Source organism: Streptomyces triculaminicus, assembly GCF_017349075.1.
Lineage (GTDB): Bacteria > Actinomycetota > Actinomycetes > Streptomycetales > Streptomycetaceae > Streptomyces > Streptomyces triculaminicus.
In genome coordinates, this window is the sequence record NZ_JAFMOF010000004.1 from 401,165 (window position 1) to 422,649 (window position 21,485).

Sequence of the window (21,485 nt, forward strand, 5' to 3'; positions counted from 1 at the left end):
TCTCGGCAGAAGTGCTAGGTGTCCCGACCTTCCTCAGGACGCGGTGCCCAGTTTCGCCACCCACTCGTCGACGGCCGCCGCGGTCGACTCGGCGTGACGTTCCATCAGCGTGTAGTGGTTCCCCGGCACTTCGGTCACCGTATCGGCATGCTCCGGGGCGGCAGGGCGGTCGTCGGCGCTCGCCGCCTGGTCCGCCATCCACTCCCCCGCCCTGACGACGAGCGTGGGCGCGGCGGCCGTCGGCACGTCCCAGCCGTCGAAGACGCGGAGATAGCCGCCCATGGCGGTGAGCTGGGTGCCCGGCGAGGAGACGAAGTCGAAGCGCTCCGCCTGTTCCTGGGCCACCGCCGACTGGAAGCGGTCGCCCATGCCCTCCCGGCGGGTGAAGCTGTCCAGCATCACCACGCCCTCGACCGGCCGGCCCAGCCGCTCGAGGTGGCAGGCGACCGCGTGCGCGACCCAACCGCCGGAGGAGTAGCCGACCAGCACGACGGGTTCGTCGCCCACGCTCGCCGCGATCGCGGCGGCGTGCACCCCGAGCAGGGCGGCCACATCCTCGGGCAGCGCCTCGTGCGGCGCGAAGCCGGGCTCGGGCAGCGCCCAGATGCTGCGGCGCCCCGCGAAAGCGGCCGCGAACCTGGCGTACTGGTGCACACCGGACGGCGCCATGTACGGGCCGAAGCAGACCAGGTGCGGGCCCTCCTCGCCGCGCGCCAGCCGCACGGGCGTGGGCAGGTGCGCCCCGGCGTCGGCGGCCGCGAAGACCGGCCGCAGCCGCGAGGCGCTCATGACCATGTCGATCCCCTCGGCGAGCCGGCCGACGGCGGCGGCGCGGCGGTAGAGGGTGACGAGGACGTCCTCCTCGGCCGGCGCGCCCCCCGCCTCCTGGTCGCCCTGCCGTTCGCCGATCAGCGAGAGCAGGTGGGCGGCGACGGCGGCCGGCGTGGGGTGGTCGAAGACCAGGGTGCTCGGCGGCTTCAGGCCGGTGGCCCGGCCGACGCGCTTGCCCAGCTGGACGGCGGTCAGCGAGTCGAAGCCCAGCTCCAGGAAGACGTGCCGCTCCCCCACCGCGTCCTTGTCCGGGTGGCCGAGGACGGCGGCCGCCTCGGCGCGGACGAACTCCACGATCGCCGCCAGGTGTTCCTCCTCCGGGAGCCCGGCCAGGCGGCGCACCAGCGGCGGTTCCGTTCCCTCCGCGGGCTCCTCCTCGGCAGCGAGGCGGGCGACCTCGGGGAGGTCGCCGATGAGGGGGCTGGGGCGGGCCATGGTGAAGCCGGGCACGAAGCGCGCCCAGTCGACGTCGGCGACGACGGCGGTCGTCTCGTCGCGTTCGACCGCGCGGCGCAGGGCGAGCACCGCGGCGTCGGGGCCCATCGGGTCCAGGCCGCGCAGCCGCAGGCGTTCCCCGGCCGCCGCGTCGACCATGCCGCCTCCGCCCCAGGCGCCCCAGGCGATGGAGGTGGCGGCGAGGCCGCGGGCGCGGCGGTCCTCGGCGAGGGCGTCCACGAAGGCGTTCGCGGCCGCGTAGGCGCCCTGGGCGCCGCTGCCCCAGGCGGCGGCTCCCGAGGAGAAGAGGACGAAGGCGTCCAGCGCGCGGTCGCCGAGCAGCTCGTCCAGATGCGCCGCGCCGGCCGCCTTCGCGTCCATCACGGCGGCGAACTCCTCGACGGTGGTGTCGGCGAGCATGGCCGGCGTGCCGATCCCGGCGGCGTGCACCACGGCGGTCAGGGGCGGCAGGTCCTCGAGGGAGGCCAGGAGCGCGGCCACCGCGTCCCGGTCCGCGAGGTCGCAGGCGGCGACCGTCACCCCCGCCCCCAGCGCCTGGAGTTCCTCGCGCAGCTCGGCGACGCCCTCGGCCCCGGGGCCGCGGCGGCCGGCCAGCACCACGTGCTCGGCGCCGTCGGCGGCCAGCCGCCGGGCGACGTGACCGCCGATGTGGCCGGTGCCGCCGGTGACCAGGACGGTGCCGCGCGGCCGCCAGGGCCGCTCGCCGGACGCGGAGCCGCCGGGGGTACGTACCAGGCGCCGGGCGTACGTTCCGGCGTCCCGCACCGCGACCTGGTCCTCGCCGCCCGTACCGAGCAGCACGGCGGCCAGCCGCCGGGCGACGCGCCCGTCGGCGGCCTCCACCGCCCCCGGCAGGTCCACCAGGCCGCCCCAGCGCCCGGGGTGTTCCAGGGCCGCCACGCGCCCCAGCGCCCACACGGGCGCCTGCCGCACGGCGAGCGGGGCGTCGCCGGCCACGCCGGCCGACACCGCGCCCCGCGTGACGCACCACAGCGGCGCCTCCACGCCCGCGTCGCCGAGCGCCTGGATGAGCAGCAGCGACCGGGCCAGGCCGCGCGAGAGCGCCGGGTGGTCCGTGTGCGGGCGGTCGTCCAGCGCCAGCAGGGAGAGCACACCGGCCGGTTCGGAACAGGCACCGCGTACGAGCGCCTCGAGCGCCCGCCGGTCCTCGGAGCCGTCCACCCCCAGCCGCACCACGTCGGCGCCGTGCGCGGTCAGGGAGTTCAGGGCGAGCGCGACGGCCGGGTCGTCCGCACGGTCGCTCGGCACCACCGCCAGCCAGGTGCCGGGCACGGCGGGCGGCGCCGTCCCGGGCAGGGGCTTCCAGGTGATCCGGTAGCGCCAGGCGTCGGCGGCCGACTCGTCGCGGCGGCGCCGGTGCCAGGCGGACAGCGCGGGCAGCGCCGACCGCAGGGTGACGTCCTCGTCCACGTCCAGCCCCTCGGCGAGCGCCCGCAGGTCCTCGCGCTCGACCGCCTCCCAGAACGCGGCATCCATCACCGACGCCGCCGGAGCGGTCTCCTCCGGCGCCTCCAGCCAGTAACGCCGCCGCTGGAAGGGGTAGGTCGGCACGTCCACGGGGCGGACGTCCCAGCCGGCGAACACCGCCCGCCAGTCGACGGGCGCCCCGTGCGCGTGGGCCTCGCCCAGGGAGGCGAGGAACCGCGGGACACCGCCGTCACCGCGGCGCAGCGTCGGGACGACGGCACCGGGGACGTCGCCGTCACCGTGGGCGTCGAGGGTGTCCTGCAGGCCGTACACCAGCACCGGGTGCGGGCTCATCTCCACGAAGACCCGGTGCCCGTCGGCCATCAGGTGCCGGGTGGCCTCCTCGAAGCGCACGGTCTCCCGCAGGTTGCGGTACCAGTACGCCACGTCGGGGGCGACGTCCAACGGGCCGCCGGTCACCGTGGAACAGAACGGCACCGCCGGCGCCTTCGGGGCCAGGGGGCCCAGCGCCTCGGCGAACGCGTCGCGGACCGTCTCGACCTGGGCGCAGTGCGAGGGGTAGTCCACCTGGATGCGCTTGGCCTTCACGCCCTGCGCCGCGCACTCGGCGAGCAGCTCGTCCAGCGCGTCGAGGTCGCCGGAGACGACCACGGCACGGGGCCCGTTGACGGCCGCCATGCTCAGCCGCCCGTCCCACCGCGCGAGCCGCCGGGCGGCGTCCGCCTCGGACTCCGGGAGCGAGGCCATGCCGCCCAGGCCCGCGAGCCGGGACACCAGGGCGCTGCGCCGGGCCACGACCCGGGCCGCGTCCTGGAGCGACAGCGCGCCGGCCACGCAGGCCGCCGCGATCTCGCCCTGCGAGTGGCCGACGACGGCCGCCGGCCGCACGCCGCAGGCGCGCCACAGCTCGGCCAGCGACACCATCACCGCCCACAGCGCCGGCTGGACCACGTCGACCCGCTCCAGGCCGGGCGCGCCCGCCTCACCGCGCAGCACGCCCTCCAGCGACCAGTCCACGTACGGGGCCAGGGCCTCGCCGCAGGCGGTGATCCACTCGCGGAAGACCGCCGAGGAGTCGAGGAGTTCCACCGCCATCCCGGCCCACTGCGAGCCCTGCCCGGGGAAGACGAAGACCGGCTGGCGGGAGCCGGCGGCGGTGGCGCGCACCAGGTGCTCGTGCGCGTCGCCCGAGGCGAGGGCCTCGAGCACGGCGGTCAGCCCGGCGCGGTCGGCGCCCACGACGACCGCGCGCTCGTCGAAGGCCGTGCGGGTGGTGGCGAGGGCGTGGGCCACGTCCCGCGGCCGCGCGTCGGCGGACTCGCCCAGCAGCGCCGCGAGCCGGCCCGCCTGCTCCTCCAGCGCGGCGGGGGTGCGGGCGGAGAGGAGCAGCGGAACGGCCACGGGGTCGAACACCGGCCGCACGGGGGCGGCTTCGGCGGGCGCGGGCGGCTCGGGCGCCTCCTCGATGATGACGTGGGCGTTGGTGCCGCTCATGCCGAAGGAGGACACGCCGGCCCGCCGGGGGCGGCCGGCGTCCTCCCAGGCGACGGGGTCGGTGAGCAGCCGGACGGCTCCCGAGGCCCAGTCGACGTGCGGGGTCGGCTCGTCCACGTGCAGCGTCCTCGGCAGCGTCCGGTGCCGCAGGGCCTGCACCATCTTGATGATGCCGCCCGCGCCGGCCGCCGCCTGGGTGTGACCGATGTTCGACTTCAGCGAGCCCAGCCACAGCGGGCGGCCGTCGGGCCGCTCCTGCCCGTACGTGGCCAGCAGCGCCGACGCCTCGATGGGGTCGCCCAGCGTTGTGCCCGTGCCGTGGGCCTCCACCGCGTCCACGTCCGCGGCCGTCAGCCCCGCGTTGGCCAGGGCCTGGCGGATGACGCGCTGCTGGGCGGGGCCGTTGGGGGCGGTCAGGCCGTTGCTGGCGCCGTCCTGGTTGATGGCCGAGCCGCGCACGACCGCCAGGACCCGGTGCCCCTTGCGGTGGGCGTCGGACAGCCGCTCCACGAGCAGCATGCCCACGCCCTCGCTCCAGCCGGTGCCGTCGGCGCCGGCGGAGAACGCCTTGCAGCGGCCGTCGGCCGCCAGGCCCCGCTGCCGGCTGAACTCCACGAAGGCGCCGGAGCTCGACATGACCGTCACGCCGCCGGCCAGCGCCATCTCGCACTCGCCCTGCCGCAGCGCCTGGGCCGCCAGGTGCAGGGCGACCAGCGACGACGAGCAGGCCGTGTCGACGGTGACGGCCGGGCCCTCGAGCCCGAGGGTGTAGGCGATGCGGCCGGAGACGACGCTGGCGGCGTTGCCGGTGCCCAGGTAGCCCTCGACGCCGTCGGGGACCTGCAGGTTGCGCCGGATGTAGTCCTGGTAGCCGGAGCCGACGAACACGCCGACGGGCGTGGACCGTACGGTCGTCGGGTCGATGCCGGCCCGCTCGAACACCTCCCACGACGTCTCCAGCAGCAGCCGCTGCTGCGGGTCCATGGCCGAGGCCTCGCGCGGCGAGATGCCGAAGAACGCGGCGTCGAAGTCGGGGAGGTCGTGCAGGAAGCCGCCCGCCCGGGCGTACGTGGTGCCGGGGTGGTCGGGGTCGGGGTGGTAGAGGGCGTCCAGGTCCCAGCCCCGGTTGCCGGGGAAGGGGGTCATCGCGTCGGCGCCCTCGGCCACGAGCCGCCACAGGTCCTCGGGGGACCGTACGTCGCCGGGGTAGCGGCAGCTCATGGCCACGATGGCGATGGGCTCGTCCTCGGCGGCGCGCGAGCCCTCGAGAGGACCGGACTCCGCGCCGACGCCCATCAGTTCGACCAGGAGCCGGCCGGCGAGGTCGATGGCCGAGGGGTAGTCGAAGACGACGGTGGTGGCCAGCGGGAGACCCGTGGCCCGCCCGAGCCGGTCGCGCAGCTCGACGGCGGTCAGCGAGTCGAAGCCCAGCTCGCGGAACGCCCGGCCCGGCTCGATCGCCTGCGGTCCGCCGTGCCCCAGCACGGCGGCCGCCTCGGTCCGTACGAGCTCCACCAGCATGCGGTCGCGTTCGGCGGCGTCGGCCCCGGCGAGCGTGCGGCGCAGGGCGGCCGCGGCGCCGGAGGCCTCCCCGTCGTCGTGCCGGTCGCCCGCGGGCCGCGCGGCGGCCCGGACCTCGGGCAGGTCGGCGAGCAGCGGGCTGGGCCGGCCGATGGTGAAGGTGGGCGCGAACCGCTCCCAGGCCACGTCGGCGACGGTCACCGCGGCCTCGTCCCGGCCCAGCGCCTCCGCGAGCGAGGAGATCGCGAACGCCGGGGCCATCGGGTTCAGGCCGCGGCGGCGCAGGGCGTCGGCGACCTCGGCGGAACCCGCCATGCCGGCCTCGGCCCACGGCCCCCAGGCCACGGCCGTCGCCGCGAGCCCCCGGGCGCGGCGGGCGGCGGCGAGGGCGTCGAGGCAGGCGTTGGCGCTGGAGTAGGCGGCCTGGCCGCCCGCGCCCCAGACGCCGGCGATGGAGGAGAACAGCACGAAGGCGTCCAGCGGGCGGTCGCCCAGCAGCTCGTCCAGATGCGCGGCGCCGGCCGCCTTGGCCGCCACGACCTCGGCGAAGGCCTCGGGTGAGGTGCCGGGCAGCGGGCCCGGGGTGTCGACGCCGGCGGTGTGGAAGACGGCGGTGAGGTCCGGCAGCCCCCGGAGCAGTTCCGCGACCGCGTCCCGGTCCGAGACGTCGCACGGGAGGATCGTCACCCGCGCCCCGAGCTCCTCGAGTTCGGCGCGCAGTGCCGGCGCGCCCTCGGCGGCGGGGCCGCGACGGCTGGTGAGGACGAGACGCTCGGCGCCTTCGGCGGCCAGCCACCGGGCCACGTGCCCGCCGAGGGCACCCGTGCCGCCCGTGACGAGAACGGTCCCCCGAGGGGAGAACGCGGGCCCGGCCGGGGCACCGTCCCGGTGCGCCAGGCGGCGGCCGAGGACGCCGGCCGGGCGGACGGCGAGCTGGTCCTCGTCGCCGTGACCGCCCGTGAGGATGCCGGCCACCCGGGCCAGGACCCGGGCGTCGAGGTCCTCCGGCAGGTCGACGAGCCCGCCCCAGCGCTGGGGAAGCTCCAGGGCGGCCACCCGGCCGAGGCCCCAGACTCCCGCCTGCGCGGGGACGGTCGGCGGGTCGGACTCGCCGGTGGCGACCGCACCCCGGGTCAGGCACCACAGGGGCGCCTCGATGCCGGCGTCGCCGAGCGCCTGCACCAGGGTGAGGGTGGGAAGGACCGAGGGCTCGTCGTCCAGTGCGAGGAAGGAGACGACGCCACGAAGCCGGCCGCCGGCCTCATGTTCCGCCGCCGTGCGCAGGCGGTCCGCGAGCGTGTCGCGGTCCTCGGCGGGGTCGACGCTCAGGCTGAGGGTGTGGGCACCCCGCCCGGTCAGCTCCTCCTGAAGGGCGGAACCGTCCCGCGTGGCGCGGGCGTCGGGCGGGGTCAGCAGCAGCCACAGCCCCTCGGCGGCCGGCGGCTGGGGGCCGGCGTCGGCGAGCGGGCGCCAGGCGACCACGTACCGCGTGCCGTCGGCGCCGGAGCCGGGCGCGGGGGACGCCAGCCAGTACGGCCGGCGCTGGAAGGCGTAGGTGGGCAGGTCGACGCGCCGGGCGCCGCGGCCGGCGAGGACGGCGTGCCAGTCCACTGCCGCACCGTGGACGTGCAGCCCGGCGAGGGAGGTGGTCAGCGCCACGTCCTCGGCGCGGTCGGCGCGCAGGGCGGGAAGGGCGGCGGCCGGGACGTCGGCGAGGACGGACCGGGCGAGCGCGGTCAGGACGCCGCCGGGACCGATCTCAAGGAAGGCGGTCACACCTTCGGCGGCCAGTGCCTCGATGGCGTCGGCGAAGCGCACCGCCTGGCGGACGTGCCGCACCCAGTACTCGGGGTCGCACAACTCCTCGGCCGGAACGGGCCGACCGGTGAGGGCGGAGACGACGGGCAGCGAGGGGGCGGAGAAGGTGACACGTTCCGCCACGGCCCGGAAACCGGCGAGCATCGGGTCCATCAGCGGCGAGTGGAAGGCGTGCGACACGGCCAGGGGCTTGGTCTTACGCCCCTGGGCGGCGAGCTTGGCGGCGATCTCGGTGACGGCCGCTTCGGCGCCGGACAGGACCACAGCCTGCGGGCCGTTGACGGCAGCGATCCCCGCCCGGTCCTCGTAGCCTGCGAGCAGCGGAAGGACCTCGTCCTCCGACGCCTGCACGGCGACCATCACGCCACCGGCGGGCAGGGCCTGCATCAACCGACCACGCGCCGATACGAGCGTGGCCGCGTCGGCAAGGGACAACACCCCGGCGACGTGCGCGGCGGCCAGTTCTCCGATCGAGTGCCCGGCGAGGTAGTCGGGCCGTACGCCCCAGGACTCGAGGAGACGGAACAGCGCCACCTCGACGGCGAACAGTGCCGGCTGAGTGAACTCCGTACGGTCCAGCAGCCCGTCCGTGTCCTCACCGAACACCACATCCCGCAGCGGACGCTCGAGATACGCGTCCAACTCTCCACACACCGCATCGAACGCCTCGGCGAACACCGGGAACGCGGCATGCAACTCCCGCCCCATCCCCACCCGCTGACTCCCCTGCCCCGAGAACAGGAACGCCAGCTTGCCTTCCTTGCCGACGACGCCGTCCACCACGTTCGGGGCGGACGTGCCCTCGGCCACCGCCCGGAGGCCGGCGGTGAGTTCGCCGGGGTCGGTGCCGACGACGACCGCACGGTGTTCCATGGCCGCGCGGGTGGTGGCCAGCGAGTAGGCGATGTCGAGGGGCTCGACGGTGGTGTCGTCGGAGAGGCCGATGACGTGCGCGAGCAGCCGTTCCGCCTGCTCGCGCAGGGCCGCCGCGCTGCGGGCCGAGACGATCCAGGGCACCGGCGCCCGCGCCGCGCCGGCGCGCTCCGGCTCCGGGTCGGTGCCTGCCGCGGGGGCCTGTTCGATGATGGTGTGGGCGTTGGTGCCGCTCACGCCGAAGGACGATACGGCCGCCCGGCGCGGGTGCCCGGTCTCGGGCCAGGGCACGCTCTCGGTGAGCAGGCGGACGGTGCCCGTCGACCAGTCGATGTGCGGCGAGGGGTCGTCGGCGTGCAGCGTTCTGGGCAGCACGCCGTGGCGTATCGCCTCGACCATCTTGATGATGCCGCCGACGCCGGCCGCGGCCTGCGTGTGCCCGATGTTCGACTTGAGCGAGCCCAGCCACAGCGGCTGTTCCTGCGGGCGTCCCTGCCCGTACGTGGCCAGCAGGGCCTGTGCCTCGATGGGGTCGCCCAGCGTCGTGCCCGTGCCGTGCGCCTCGACGACGTCGACGTCCGTCGGGGAGAGGCCGGCTCCGGCCAGGGCCTGCTGGATGACGCGTTGCTGGGCGGGGCCGTTGGGGGCGGTGAGGCCGTTGGAGGCGCCGTCCTGGTTGACGGCGCTGCCGCGGACGACCGCGAGGACGGGGTGGCCGTTGCGCCGGGCGTCGGACAGGCGCTCGACCAGCAGCATGCCGATGCCCTCGCCCCAGCCCGTGCCGTCGGCTTCGGCGGAGAAGGACTTGCAGCGGCCGTCGGCCGCGAGGCCCCGCTGGCGGCTGAACTCGGTGAACATGCCGGTGCTCGCCATGACGGCCGCGCCGCCGGCCAGGGCCATCGAGCACTCACCCTGCCGCAGCGCCTGCACCGCCAGGTGCAGGGCGACCAGAGACGACGAGCAGGCCGTGTCCACGGTCAGCGCCGGGCCCTCGAGCCCGAAGGTGTAGGACAGTCGGCCCGAGGCGACGCTGGGGGCGGTGCCGGTCAGCAGGAAGCCCTCGAGCTCCTCGAGGGTGTCGCCGCCGCCGGCGTAGCCCTGGTAGGCGAGGCCGACGAACACGCCGGTGCGCGAGCCCTTGACGGACGACGGGTCGATGCCGGCCCGTTCGAAGGTCTCCCAGGCGACCTCGAGCAGCAGCCGCTGCTGCGGGTCGGTGGCGAGGGCCTCGCGCGGGGACATCCCGAAGAAGCCGGGGTCGAAGTCGCCGGCGTCGTGGAGGAATCCGCCGTGGCGCGTGTAGCACTTGCCGGGGGTGCCCGGGTCGGGGTCGTAGAGGCCCTCGAGGTCCCAGCCGCGGTCGGCGGGGAAGCCGGAGACGGCGTCGGCGCCGTCCTCGACCAGGCGCCACAGTGCCTCGGGGCTGTCGATCCGCCCGGGGTAGCGGCAGCTCATCGCCACGATGGCGATCGGCTCCTGGTCCTTGGCCTCGACTTCGTGCAACCGGCGCCGGGTCTGCTTGAGATCGGCCGTCACACGCTTGAGATAGTCGAGCAGCTTCTGCTCGTTCTGCTCGTTCTGCATGTCTCGTTCACCCGCCATAGGAGTTCGTGAAGTCGTGCGTGTTCCGGTGAGCGGCAGGGCCGCGCCGTCGGGGCGGTCAGGCACCGTCGAGTTCCTGGTCGATGAGGTCGAAGATGTCGTCGACGGTGGCCGTCCGCAGGCGCTCGTCGGACGTGGCGCCTCCGTCGGGGCCGTCGTCCGGCCCGGTGGTCTCCGCCGGGGCCGCGGGCGATTGGCTGATCCGGGCGAGCACGCTCTGCAGCCGGGTGCGGACGCGGGAGCGTACGAGCTCGTCGTCCGCGCCGACCGCGGCGAGGGCCGCGTCCAGCCGGTCGAGCTCGCCGAACACGGACAGGGCCGACAGGGCCGGGTCCGCTCCCCCGGGCGCCAGGTCCGCGCCGATCCGCTCGGCGAGCGCCACGGGCGTGGGGCAGTCGAACACCAGGGTCGCGGGGAGCCTCAGCCCGGTGGCGGCGTTGAGGCGGTTGCGGAGCTCCACGGAGGTCAGCGAGTCGAAGCCGAGCGCCTTGAACTCCCGGTTGCGTTCGACCTCCTGCGGGCCGCCGATGCCGAGGACGGCCGCGACGTGCCTGCGGACGAGGTCCAGCAGGATGCCGCTTCGCTCCGTCTCCGGCAGGCCCTCGAGGCGCCGGCGCAGGCCGTCGGCGTCCCCGCCCGGTGCGGCCGCGGCCCCGGCCGTGCGCCGCGCCGGCGTACGGACCAGGCCGCGCAGGATCGCGGGCACGGCGGCCGCCTCACCGTCCCGTCCGGCCGTGGTCGGGGAGGCGAAGCGCACCGGCACGGCGACGGCCTGCTCGCCGAGGCGTGCCGCGTCGAACAGCTCCAGGCCCTCCGCCGCGCGGAAGGAGACCAGGCCGGAGCGGGCCATGCGGCTCCGCCCCCGCTCGTCCAGGCCGTCGGCCATGCCGCCGTCGGCCCACGGCCCCCAGGCCAGGGACACGGCGGGCAGCCCGGCCGCGCGCCGCCGCCGGGCCAAGGCGTCCAGATAGGCGTTGGCGGCCGCGTAGTTGCCCTGGCCGGCGCTGCCGAGCGTGGCGGCGACGGAGGAGAACAGCACGAAGGCCGACAGGTCCGCCTCCCGCGTGAGCTCGTGCAGATGGAGCGCGGCATCCGTCTTGGGGCGCAGCACGGTCTCCAGCCGCTCGGGGGTGAGGGAGGCGACCAGGCCGTCGTCCAGGACCCCGGCCGCGTGGATCACGGCCGTCAGCGGGTGGGCTGCGGGGATGTCCGCCAGCAGCGCGCCGAGCGCGTCGCGGTCGGCGGCGTCGCAGGCGGCCACGGTGACGGTCTCGGCGCCCAGGGCGAGCAGGTCCTCGCGCAGGGCGGCCGCACCCTCGGCGGCCGGGCCGCGCCTGCTCGTGAGCAGCAGGTGGCGTGCGCCGTGTTCGGTCACCAGGTGGCGGGCCACGGTGCCGCCGAGCGCTCCGGTGGCACCGGTGACGAGCACGGTGCCCTGGGGGTCGGGGGCGGCCGGGACGGTGAGGACGAGCTTGCCGACGTGCCGGGCCTGGCTGAGGTGTCGCAGGGCCTCGGGTGCCTGGCGGACGTCCCAGCAGGTGAGGGGCAGCGGCCGCAGTACCCCGCGCTCGAACAGCTCGACGAGCGCGCGCAGCATGGCGCCGATGCGGTCCGGTCCCGCCTCGATGGTGTCGAACGCCTGGTACGACGCGCCGGGACGGGTCGTGGCGATCCGCACGGGGTCTCGGACGTCGGTCTTGCCCATCTCCAGGAAGCGCCCGCCGTCGGCCAGCAGGCGCAGCGAGGCGTCGACGTACTCACCGGCCAGCGAGTTGAGCACGACGTCCACGCCCCGGCCGCCGGTGGCCTCGCGGAAGGCCTGCTCGAACTCGAGGGTGCGCGAGTTCGCCAGGTGCTTCTCGTCCAGCCCGTCGGCGCGCAGCGCCGCCCACTTGCCGGGGCTCGCCGTGCCGTAGACCTCGGCTCCCAGGTGCCGGGCGAGCTGGGTGGCGGCCATGCCGACGCCGCCGGCGGCCGAGTGCACCAGCAGCGACTGGCCGGGGCGCAGGCGGGCCAGGTCGACCAGGGCGTAGTAGGCGGTGAGGAACACGATGGGTACGGACGCGGCCTGGGCGAACGTCCAGCCCCGGGGCATCGGCGCCACCATGCGGTGGTCGGCGACGGCCAGCGGGCCGAACGACTCGGGGATCATGCCCATGACGCGGTCGCCGGGCGCGAGGCCGGTGACGCCCGGCCCGGTCTCGGTCACGACGCCGGCGGCCTCGCTGCCGAGCGTCGCGGCGCCGGGGTACATGCCGAGGGCGATGAGCGCGTCGCGGAAGTTGACCCCGGCGGCGCGCACGGCGATACGCACCTGCCCCTCGCCCAGCGGCGCGGTGGCGGCCGGGTTCTCCGTCAGCGCCAGGGCGTCGAGGGTGCCGATGCCGCTGGTCGTGAGCCGCCAGCCGGTGGCTCCGGGGGCGGGGCGCAGGGCGTCCTCGGCCGTCCGGCGGGCGAGCCGGGGCGCGTACGCGGTGCCGTGCCGCAGGGCGAGTTGGGGCTCGCCGACCGTCAGCGCGGCGGTCAGGGCACGGGCGGAGGCGGGGTCGTCGTCGACGTCGAGCAGGACGAAGCGGTCCGGGTTCTCGGTCTGCGCCGACCGCAGGAGGCCCCAGAGGGCCGCCTGCGCCGGGTCGGCCACGGTCTCGCCGGGCACGGCGGCGACGGCGCCACGGGTGAGCAGCACCAGCCGAGACCCGGCGAACCGCTCCTCCCCCAGCCACTCCCGCACCAGCTCGAGGGCGTACCGGGTGGCCGTACGCACGTCCTCGGCGGTGTCGCCGCCGGGGATGTCCGACCGTACGAGCACGGCGTCCGGGGCCGCGGCGGCGAGGGAGGCGAGGTCGGGGTGGCTTACGAGGCCCTCGGCGAGGACGGGCTCGGCGGCACCGAGCAGGGCGCACGCGGGCCGGGGGGCCGAGTCGGGCAGGGGGACGGCCGGCCAGGCGAGGCGGTACAGCGCGTCCTGGTGCTCGACGGACCGGCCGGCGCCGGCGCCGAGCTGATCGACCGTCACAGGGCGCAGGACCAGGGAGTCGATCGAGGCGACGGGCCGGCCGGCGGCGTCCGCGACCAGGAGGGACACCGCGTCCTGCCCGGCAGGGCGCAGCCGGACGCGGAGCGAGGTCGCGCCCGTGGCGTACAGGCGTACGCCGCTCCACGAGAACGGCACGCGTCCCTGGCCGGTGTCGGGCAGCAGCCCGCCCAGGCCCACGGCGTGCAACGCCGCGTCGAGCAGCGCCGGATGGACGCCGAAGCCGGTGACGTCGGTGCCGTCGGGCAGCGCGACCTCGGCGAACGCCTCGCCCTGGGGCGCGCCGTCGTTCGTACCGCCGCCGTCGCTCGTGTCGCTGTCGGCGGCGGCGTGCCACAGGCCGCGCAGGCCCTGGAACACGGGCCCGTAGCCGAAGCCGAGCTCGGTGAGGCGCTCGTAGTAGCCGTCGGTGGGCACCGGGGTGGCGCCGGACGGGGGCCACTGGGCCAGGTCGGGTTGTTCGCTGGGGGCCGGGGCCGATGTGAGCACGCCGGTGGCGTGCGACACCCAGGGGGTGCCCGGGTCGGCGCCGTCGGCGCGGGAGTACACCTGGGCCGTGCGGCGCCCGGCGTCGTCGGCGGCGCCGACGGTGACCTGCAGCTGCAGCGCGCCCTCGGCGGGCAGCGCGAGCGGGGCCCGCAGGGTCAGCTCCTCGAGGTGGTCGCAGCCCACCTCGTCGGCCGCGCGCAGGGCGAGGTCGACGAGGGCGGTGCCGGGCATCAGCACCGCACCCATGACCGCGTGCTCGGCCAGCCACGGCTGGGCGGCCACCGACAGCCGCCCGGTCAGCACCGCGCCCTCGCCGTCGGCGAGCGCCACCGCGGCGCCCAGCAGCGGGTGTTCGGCGGACCGCAGGCCGGCGCTCGTCAGGTCGCCGGCCGCCGGGCCGGTGTCGAGCCAGTAGCGTCGGCGCTGGAAGGCGTAGGTGGGCAGGTCGACGGGGCGGGCGTCGTCGCGGTCGGAGAAGAGGGCGGTCCAGTCGACGGGGACGCCGTGGACGTGGAGCCCGGCGAGGGCATTGATCAGGGCCGCCTCCTCGGGGCGGTCCGCGCGCAGAGCGGCGACCACGGTGTCCGCCCGGCCGTCGAGGACGGCGTCGGCGAGGGCCGTCAGGACGCCGCCGGGGCCGATCTCGAGGAAGGCGGTCACGCCCTCGGCGGCCAGCGCCTCGACGGCGTCGGCGAAGCGGACCGCCTGGCGGACGTGCCGCACCCAGTACTCGGGGTCGCACAACTCCTCGGCCGGGACGGACCGGCCGGTGAGCGTCGAAACGATCGGCAGCGCGGGAGCGGAGAGGGTGATGCTCTCGGCGACCTTGCGGAAGTCGGCGAGCATCGGGTCCATCAGCGGCGAGTGGAAGGCGTGGGACACGGCCAGGGCCTTGGTCTTACGGCCCTGGGCGGCGAGCTTGGCGGCGATCTCCGTGACGGCCGCTTCGGCACCGGACAGGACCACGGTCTGCGGGCCGTTGACGGCCGCGATACCGGCCAGGTCCTCGTAGCCGACGAGCAGCGGCAGGACCTCGTCCTCCGACGCCTGCACGGCGACCATGACGCCGCCGGCGGGAAGCGCCTGCATCAGACGGCCGCGCGCCGCTACGAGCGCGGCGGCGTCGGACAGGGACAGCACCCCGGCGACGTGCGCGGCGGCCAGTTCTCCGATCGAGTGCCCGGCCAGGAAGTCGGGCCGTACACCCCACGACTCGACAAGACGGAACAACGCCACCTCGACGGCGAACAAGGCGGGCTGAGTGAACCCGGTCTGATCGAGCAGCTCACCATCGTCGCCGAACACCACATCCCGCAGCGGACGCTCGAGATGCGCGTCCATGTACGCGCACACCTCGTCGAAGGCGTCGGCGAAGGCCGGGAACGCGGCGTACAACTCCTGCCCCATCCCCACCCGCTGGCTCCCCTGCCCCGAGAACAGGAACGCGACCTTGCCGTCCGTGGCCGCGACGCCCCGGACCTCCGTGCCCGTCGTCTCCCCGGCCGCCAGGACGCGCAGGCCGTCCAGCGCTGCCGACCGGTCGGTGACGACCATGGCCGCGCGGTGTTCCAGCGCCGCGCGCGTGGTGGCCAGCGACAGCGCGACGTCGGCGAGTCCGAGCTCCGGCCGTGCCGTCATATGGGCGAGCAGCCGTTCGGCCTGTTCCCGCAGGGCGTCCGCGCGGCTTCCGGAAAGCAGCCACGGGACCGGTCGTGAGCCGGCGGGGGCGGTGGCCGGACGCCGGGGCTCGTCCGGGGTGTGCGGCGCCTGCTCGATGATGACGTGGGCGTTGGTGCCGCTCACGCCGAACGAGGAGATGCCGGCCCGGCGCGGACGCCCCTCGACGTCCGTCGTCCACTCCACGGGCTCGGTCAGCAGCCGCACCTCGCCCGCCGACCAGTCCACGTGCGGCGACGGCTCATCGACATGCAGCGTCTTCGGCAGCACGCCGTGCCGCATCGCCTGCACCATCTTGATGATGCCGCCCACACCCGCCGCGGCCTGCGTGTGACCGATATTGGACTTCAGCGATCCCAGCCACAGCGGACGACCCTCCGGCCGGTCCTGACCGTACGTCGCCAACACCGCCTGCGCCTCGATCGGATCACCCAACGTCGTACCCGTACCGTGCGCCTCGACCACGTCCACATCCGCAGCCGACAGACCCGCACCGGCCAACGCCTGCCGGATCACCCGCTGCTGCGCCGGACCGTTCGGCGCCGTCAGACCGTTCGACGCGCCATCCTGGTTGATCGCGCTGGACCGCATGACCGCGAGCACCTTGTGCCCATTGCGCCGGGCGTCCGAGAGGCGCTCGACGAGCAGCATGCCCGCGCCCTCGCCCCAGCCCGTGCCGTCGGCGGCCGCCGCGAACGGCTTGCAGCGACCGTCGGGGGCGAGGCCGCGCTGGCGGCTGAACTCGATGAAGGCGTTGGGGCTGGACATGACGGTCACGCCGCCGGCGAGGGCCATCGAGCACTCGCCCCGTCGCAGGGCCTGCGCGGCGAGGTGCAGGGCGACCAGGGACGACGAGCAGGCCGTGTCGACGGTCAGGGTGGGGCCCTCGAGGCCGAAGGAGTAGGCGATGCGTCCGGAGACGACGCTGCCGGAGCTTCCGGTGCCGATGTAGCCCTCCAGGTCCTGCGGCACGCTCAGCAGCCGGGCCGCGTAGTCCTGGTAGCCGGAGCCGATGAACACTCCGGTGGCGCTGCCGCGCACCGACGTCGGGTCGATGCCGGCCCGTTCGAACGCCTCCCAGGCGATCTCCAGCAGCAGCCGCTGCTGCGGGTCCATGGCCAGCGCCTCGCGCGGCGAGATGCCGAAGAACGCCGGGTCGAAGTCGCCCACGTCGTGGAGGAAGCCGCCGTCCTTGGCGTAGGTGGTGCCGGGGCGGTCGGGGTCGGGGTCGTAGAGGGCGTCGAGGTCCCAGCCCCGGTCGGTGGGGAAGCCGGAGACGGCGTCCCGTCCGTCGGCCACGAGCCGCCACAGGTCTTCGGGCGTGCGGACGTCGCCGGGGTAGCGGCAGCTCATGGCCACGATCGCGATCGGCTCGTCGCCGGGGCCGGCGGCCGCGACGGACAGGGGCGTGACGGCGGCGTCGGGCGCGCTCGCCGCCGTGCTCGTGCCCGTGCCGAGTTCGGTGGCGAGGTGTGCGGCCAGCACGGCGGGGGTCGGGTGGTCGAAGACGAGCGTGGCGGGCAGCCGGACGCCGGTGGCCCTGGCCAGCCGGTCGCGCAGCTCGACGGCGGTGAGGGAGTCGAAGCCCAGTTCGCGGAAGGCACGGTCGGAGGCGACGGCTTCGGTTCCGGTGTGGCCGAGCACGGCGGCCGCTTCGGTGCGGACGAGGTCCAGCAGGGCGCGCCGGCGTTCGCCGTCGTTCATCGCGGTGACGCGCCGGACGAAGGCGGGAACCTGGTCGCCGGTCCCGCCCGTCCCGCCGGTCCCGTCCGCGTCAGCAGCGGCGGCGGCCAAGGCGGCCCGTACCTCGGGCAGGTCGCCCAGCAGGGGGCTGGGCCGCAGCAGGGTGAAGGACGGTGCGAAGCGGGCCCAGTCCACGTCGGCGACGGTCACGGCGGTCTCGTCGCGGTCGAGCACCCCGCGCAGTGCGGTGATCGCGGCCCGGGGGGCGAGGGCGGGCAGTCCGCGCCGGCGGAGCCGGTCCTCGGCGTCGCCGTCCTCGACCATGCCGCCGTCGGCCCAGGGGCCCCAGGCCACGGCCGTCCCGGCCAGGCCGCGGGCCCGGCGGCGTTCGGCCAGGGCGTCGAGCGAGGCGTTGGCGACGGCGTAGGCCGCCTGCCCGCCGGCGCCCCAGACGCCGGAGATCGAGGAGAACATCACGAAGGCGTCCAGCGGTTGGTCGCCCAGGAGCACGTCCAGGTGGGCCGCGCCCGTGGTCTTGGCCGCGAGGACGTCCGCGAACCGTGCGGGCGTGGTGTCGGCGAGCATCTCGGGGGTGCCCACGCCGGCCGCGTGGAACACCGCGGTCAGCGGTTCCTCCTCCGGTACGCCCGCCAGCAGCCGGGCCACGGCGTCGCGGTCGGCCATGTCGCAGGCCTCGATGGTGACGCGGGCGCCGAGCTCCTCGAGCTCCGCCTTGAGCCGGTCGGCGCCGTCCGCCGCGGGGCCGCGCCGGCTTGTCAGCAGCAGGTGCGGCCGCCCGGTGCCGGCCCCGGCGAGCCAGCGGGCCACGTGCCCGCCGAGCGCGCCCGTACCGCCGGTGATCAGGATGGTGCCGTGCGGCTGCCACGCCGCCTTCGCCGTGACGGCCCCTTGCGGGGCGCGCGCGAGGCGCCGTACGAACACTCCCGACCCGCGCACCGCCAGCTGGTCCTCGCCGCCGCCGGCGAGGACGGCCGACAGGCGGCGGGCGGCGCGGGTGTCGAGCTCGTCGGGGAGGTCGACGGATCCGCCCCAGCGCGAGGGGTGTTCGAGGGCCGCGGTCCGTCCCAGCGCCCACACCTGTGCCTGGCGGGCGCTGTGCAGGGGGTCGGAGGAGCCGGTGGAGACCGCGCGCCGGGTGACGGACCACAGGGGGGCGTCGAGGCCGACGTCGCCGAGCGCCTGGATCAGGGCCAGCGTGGCGGCCAGGCCCTCGGTCATCGCCTCGTGCCCGCGGTGCGGCCGCTCGGCGAGGGCGAGCAGGGACAGGACTCCCGTGACGTGGGCGTCGGCGGGCAGGTGCGCGGCGAGCGTCTCGCGGTCGGCGCCGGCCTCGACGACGACCGGGTGGACGTCGGCGCCGTGGTCGTGCAGCGCCCGTACGACGGCGGCGGCCCAGGGGTCGTCGGCGTGGGAGGCGGGGGTGAGCGCGAGCCAGGTGCCGCTCAGTGCGGGCGCCTCGAGGTCGGTGGCCGGCTTCCAGACGACGCGGTAGCGCCACCGGTCGACCGTCGACTGTTCGCGGTTCCTGCGCCGCCAGGAGGAGAGGGCGGGCAGCACCGAGCTCAGTGGGGCGTCGTCCTCGACGTCGATGCGGTCGGCGAACGCGGCCAGGTCCTCGCTCTCGACGGCCTCCCAGAAGCCTGCTTCGGCCGGGTTCGCGGCCGGGGCGTCCCCGGCGGCGGCCGAGGGGTTGCCGGGGACGAAGGCCGTGGACTCCAGCCAGTAGCGGCGGCGTTGGAAGGGGTACGTCGGCAGGTCGGCGAGCGCGGTGCGGTGGCCGCCGAAAGAGAGGGTGGTCCAGTCGACGGGGACGCCGTGGACGTGGAGCCGGGCGAGGGCGGTGACGACGGCCGCGTCCTCCGGGCGGCGGTCGGCGGTGCGCAGGGCCGGGACGGCGACGGCGGACTCGTCGTCGAGGACGTCCTGGGCCAGGGCGGTCAGCGCGCCGCCGGGGCCGATCTCGAGGAAGGCCGTCGCGCCTTCGGCGGCCAGCGACCGGACGGCGTCCGCGAAGCGGACCGGCCGGCGCACGTGCCGGGTCCAGTAGGCGGGGTCGCACAGTTCGTCGGCCGGGACCGGGGCACCGGTCAGGGCGGAGACGACCGGGATCGTGGGGGCGGCAAAGGTCACTCCCTCGGCGACGGCCCGGAATTCGGCGAGCATCGGGTCCATCAGCGGCGAGTGGAAGGCGTGCGAGACCGGCAGCCGCTTCGTCCTGCGTCCTTGGGCGGCGAGCCGTTCGGCGATCTCGGTGACGGCCGCTTCGGCGCCGGACAGGACCACGGCCTGCGGACCGTTGACGGCAGCGATGCCGACCTGGTCCTCGTAACCGGCGAGCAGCGGAAGGACCTCGTCCTCCGACGCCTGAACGGCGACCATGACGCCACCGGCGGGCAGGTCCTGCATCAGACGGCCACGAGCCGCTACGAGCGCGGCGGCATCGGCCAGGGACAGCACCCCGGCGACGTGCGCGGCGGCCAGCTCCCCGATCGAGTGCCCGGCGAGGAAGTCCGGTCGTACGCCCAGTGATTCGACGAGACGGAACAGCGCCACCTCGACGGCGAACAGGGCGGGCTGAGTGAAGCCTGTCTGGTCCAGCAGCCCGTCCGTGTCCTCGCCGAACACCACATCCCGTAACGGACGCTCGAGATGCGTGTCCATGTGCGCGCACACCGCGTCGAAGGCGTCGGCGAAGACCGGGAAGGCGGCGTGCAGCTCCCGGCCCATGCCCAGTCGCTGGCTCCCCTGCCCGGAGAACAGGAACGCGACCTTGCTCCTCCGGGCGGACACGCCCCGCACGGCGTTGCCGGCCGTCTCTCCCTGTGCCAGGGCGGTGAGGCCGGCGAGGAGTTCGTCGCGGCCGGCGCCCACGGCGGCGGCGCGGTACGGGAGCGCGGCGCGCGTGGTGAGCAGGGAGTGGCCGATGTCGCCGGGTGTGAGCTCGGGGTGCGTCCGGGCGTAGGCGAGCAGGCGCCGCGCCTGTTCGCGCAGGGCGGCCTCGTCCTTCGCGGAGACGATCCAGGGCAGCGGCCGAGCAGTGGAGTCGGGCGTCTCCGCGCGGGTCCTCTGCGCGTCGGTCCTCTCAGCGTCGGCTTCCCCGGGATCCGTGGCCTCGGACCGCTCCGGTGTCGCGGACGGCTCCGGGGCCTGCTCGAGGATGACGTGCGCGTTCGTACCGCTCACGCCGAACGCCGACACGCCCGCCCGCCTCGGCCGGCCCGGTTCCCCGGCCGGCCACGGGGTGGTCTCGGTCAGCAGCCGGACCGCGCCGGCCGACCAGTCGACGTGGGGCGTGGGCTCGTCCAGGTGCAGGGTCCTGGGTAAGACGCCGTGCCGCATGGCCAGCACCGTCTTGATGACACCGGCGACGCCGGCGGCGGCCTGCGTGTGCCCGATGTTCGACTTCAGGGCTCCCAGCAGCAGCGGCCGCTCGTCCGGCCGCTCCTGCCCGTACGTCGCCAGCAGCGCCTGGGCCTCGATGGGGTCGCCGAGGGCGGTGCCGGTGCCGTGCGCCTCGACCGCGTCGACGTCCGACGCGGCGAGGCCGGCGTCGGCCAGCGCCTGGCGGATCACCCGCTGCTGGGCCGGACCGCTGGGGGCGGTCAGGCCGTTGGAGGCGCCGTCCTGGTTGACGGCCGAGCCGCGCAGGACCGCGAGGACCCGGTGACCGTTGCGCTCGGCGTCCGAGAGCCGCTCGACGAGCAGCATGCCGACGCCCTCGGCCCATCCGGTGCCGTCGGCGGCCGCCGCGAACGGCTTGCAGCGGCCGTCGGCGGCCAGCCCGCGCTGGCGGCTGAACTCCATGAACGCACCGGGCGTGGACATCACCGTCACCCCGCTGACCAGGGCGAGCGAGCACTCCCCCTTGCGCAGCGACTGCGCGGCCAGGTGCAGGGCCACCAGCGACGACGAGCATGCCGTGTCCACCGTCACCGCAGGGCCCTCGAGCCCGAACGTGTAGGACAGCCGGCCCGAGACGACGGCGGCGGCGTTGCCCGTGCCCAGGTAGCCGTCGAAGTCCTCGGGGGAGGTGGACAGGCGGGCGTAGTCCTGGCCGTTCGTTCCGGCGAAGACTCCGGTGCGGCTGCCGCGTACGGAGGCCGGGTCGATGCCCGCCCGTTCGAAGGCCTCCCAGGCGGTCTCCAGCAGCAGCCGCTGCTGGGGGTCCATCATCAGGGCCTCGCGCGGCGAGATCCCGAAGAACGCGGCGTCGAAGTCGCCGACGCCGTCGAGGAATCCGCCCTCGCGGACGTAGCAGGTGCCCGCGTTGTCGGGGTCGGGGTCGTAGAGCGCGTCCAGGTCCCAGCCCCGGTCGGCGGGGAATCCGGAGACGGCGTCGCCGCCTTCCTCGACGAGCCGCCACAGCTCCTCGGGCGAGGTGACGCCGCCGGGGAAGCGGCAGCTCATCGCGACGATCGCGATGGGCTCCCGGGATTCCGCCACCAGTGTCCGGTTCTGCCGGCGCAGCCGCTCGGTCTCCTGGAGGGAGGCCCGCAGTGCCTGAACGATTTTCTCGTTCGACGTGGTCATCATGTGC

At 75.8% G+C, this 21,485-nt stretch carries 2 protein-coding genes; both read right to left on the reverse strand.

From position 1 onward, the window contains the following. Window positions 1–33 precede the first annotated feature (33 nt). Window positions 34–10,026 carry a type I polyketide synthase gene (locus tag J1792_RS25665; RefSeq protein ID WP_278186402.1) on the reverse strand — a complete coding sequence of 3,331 codons (9,993 nt, stop codon included), beginning with the start codon at window positions 10,024–10,026 and terminating at the stop codon, window positions 34–36. 76 nt (window positions 10,027–10,102) lie between these two features. Then, window positions 10,103–21,478, reverse strand: a complete 11,376-nt coding sequence (locus tag J1792_RS25670) for a type I polyketide synthase (RefSeq protein WP_307843095.1) — start codon at window positions 21,476–21,478, stop codon at window positions 10,103–10,105. Window positions 21,479–21,485 lie beyond the last annotated feature (7 nt).

Coding starts and splice junctions, on each gene's coding strand:
- J1792_RS25670 (WP_307843095.1), bottom strand. CDS start 21,478: ATGACCACGTCGAACGAGAAAATCGTTCAGGCACTGCGGGCCTCCCTC.
- J1792_RS25665 (WP_278186402.1), bottom strand. CDS start 10,026: ATGCAGAACGAGCAGAACGAGCAGAAGCTGCTCGACTATCTCAAGCGT.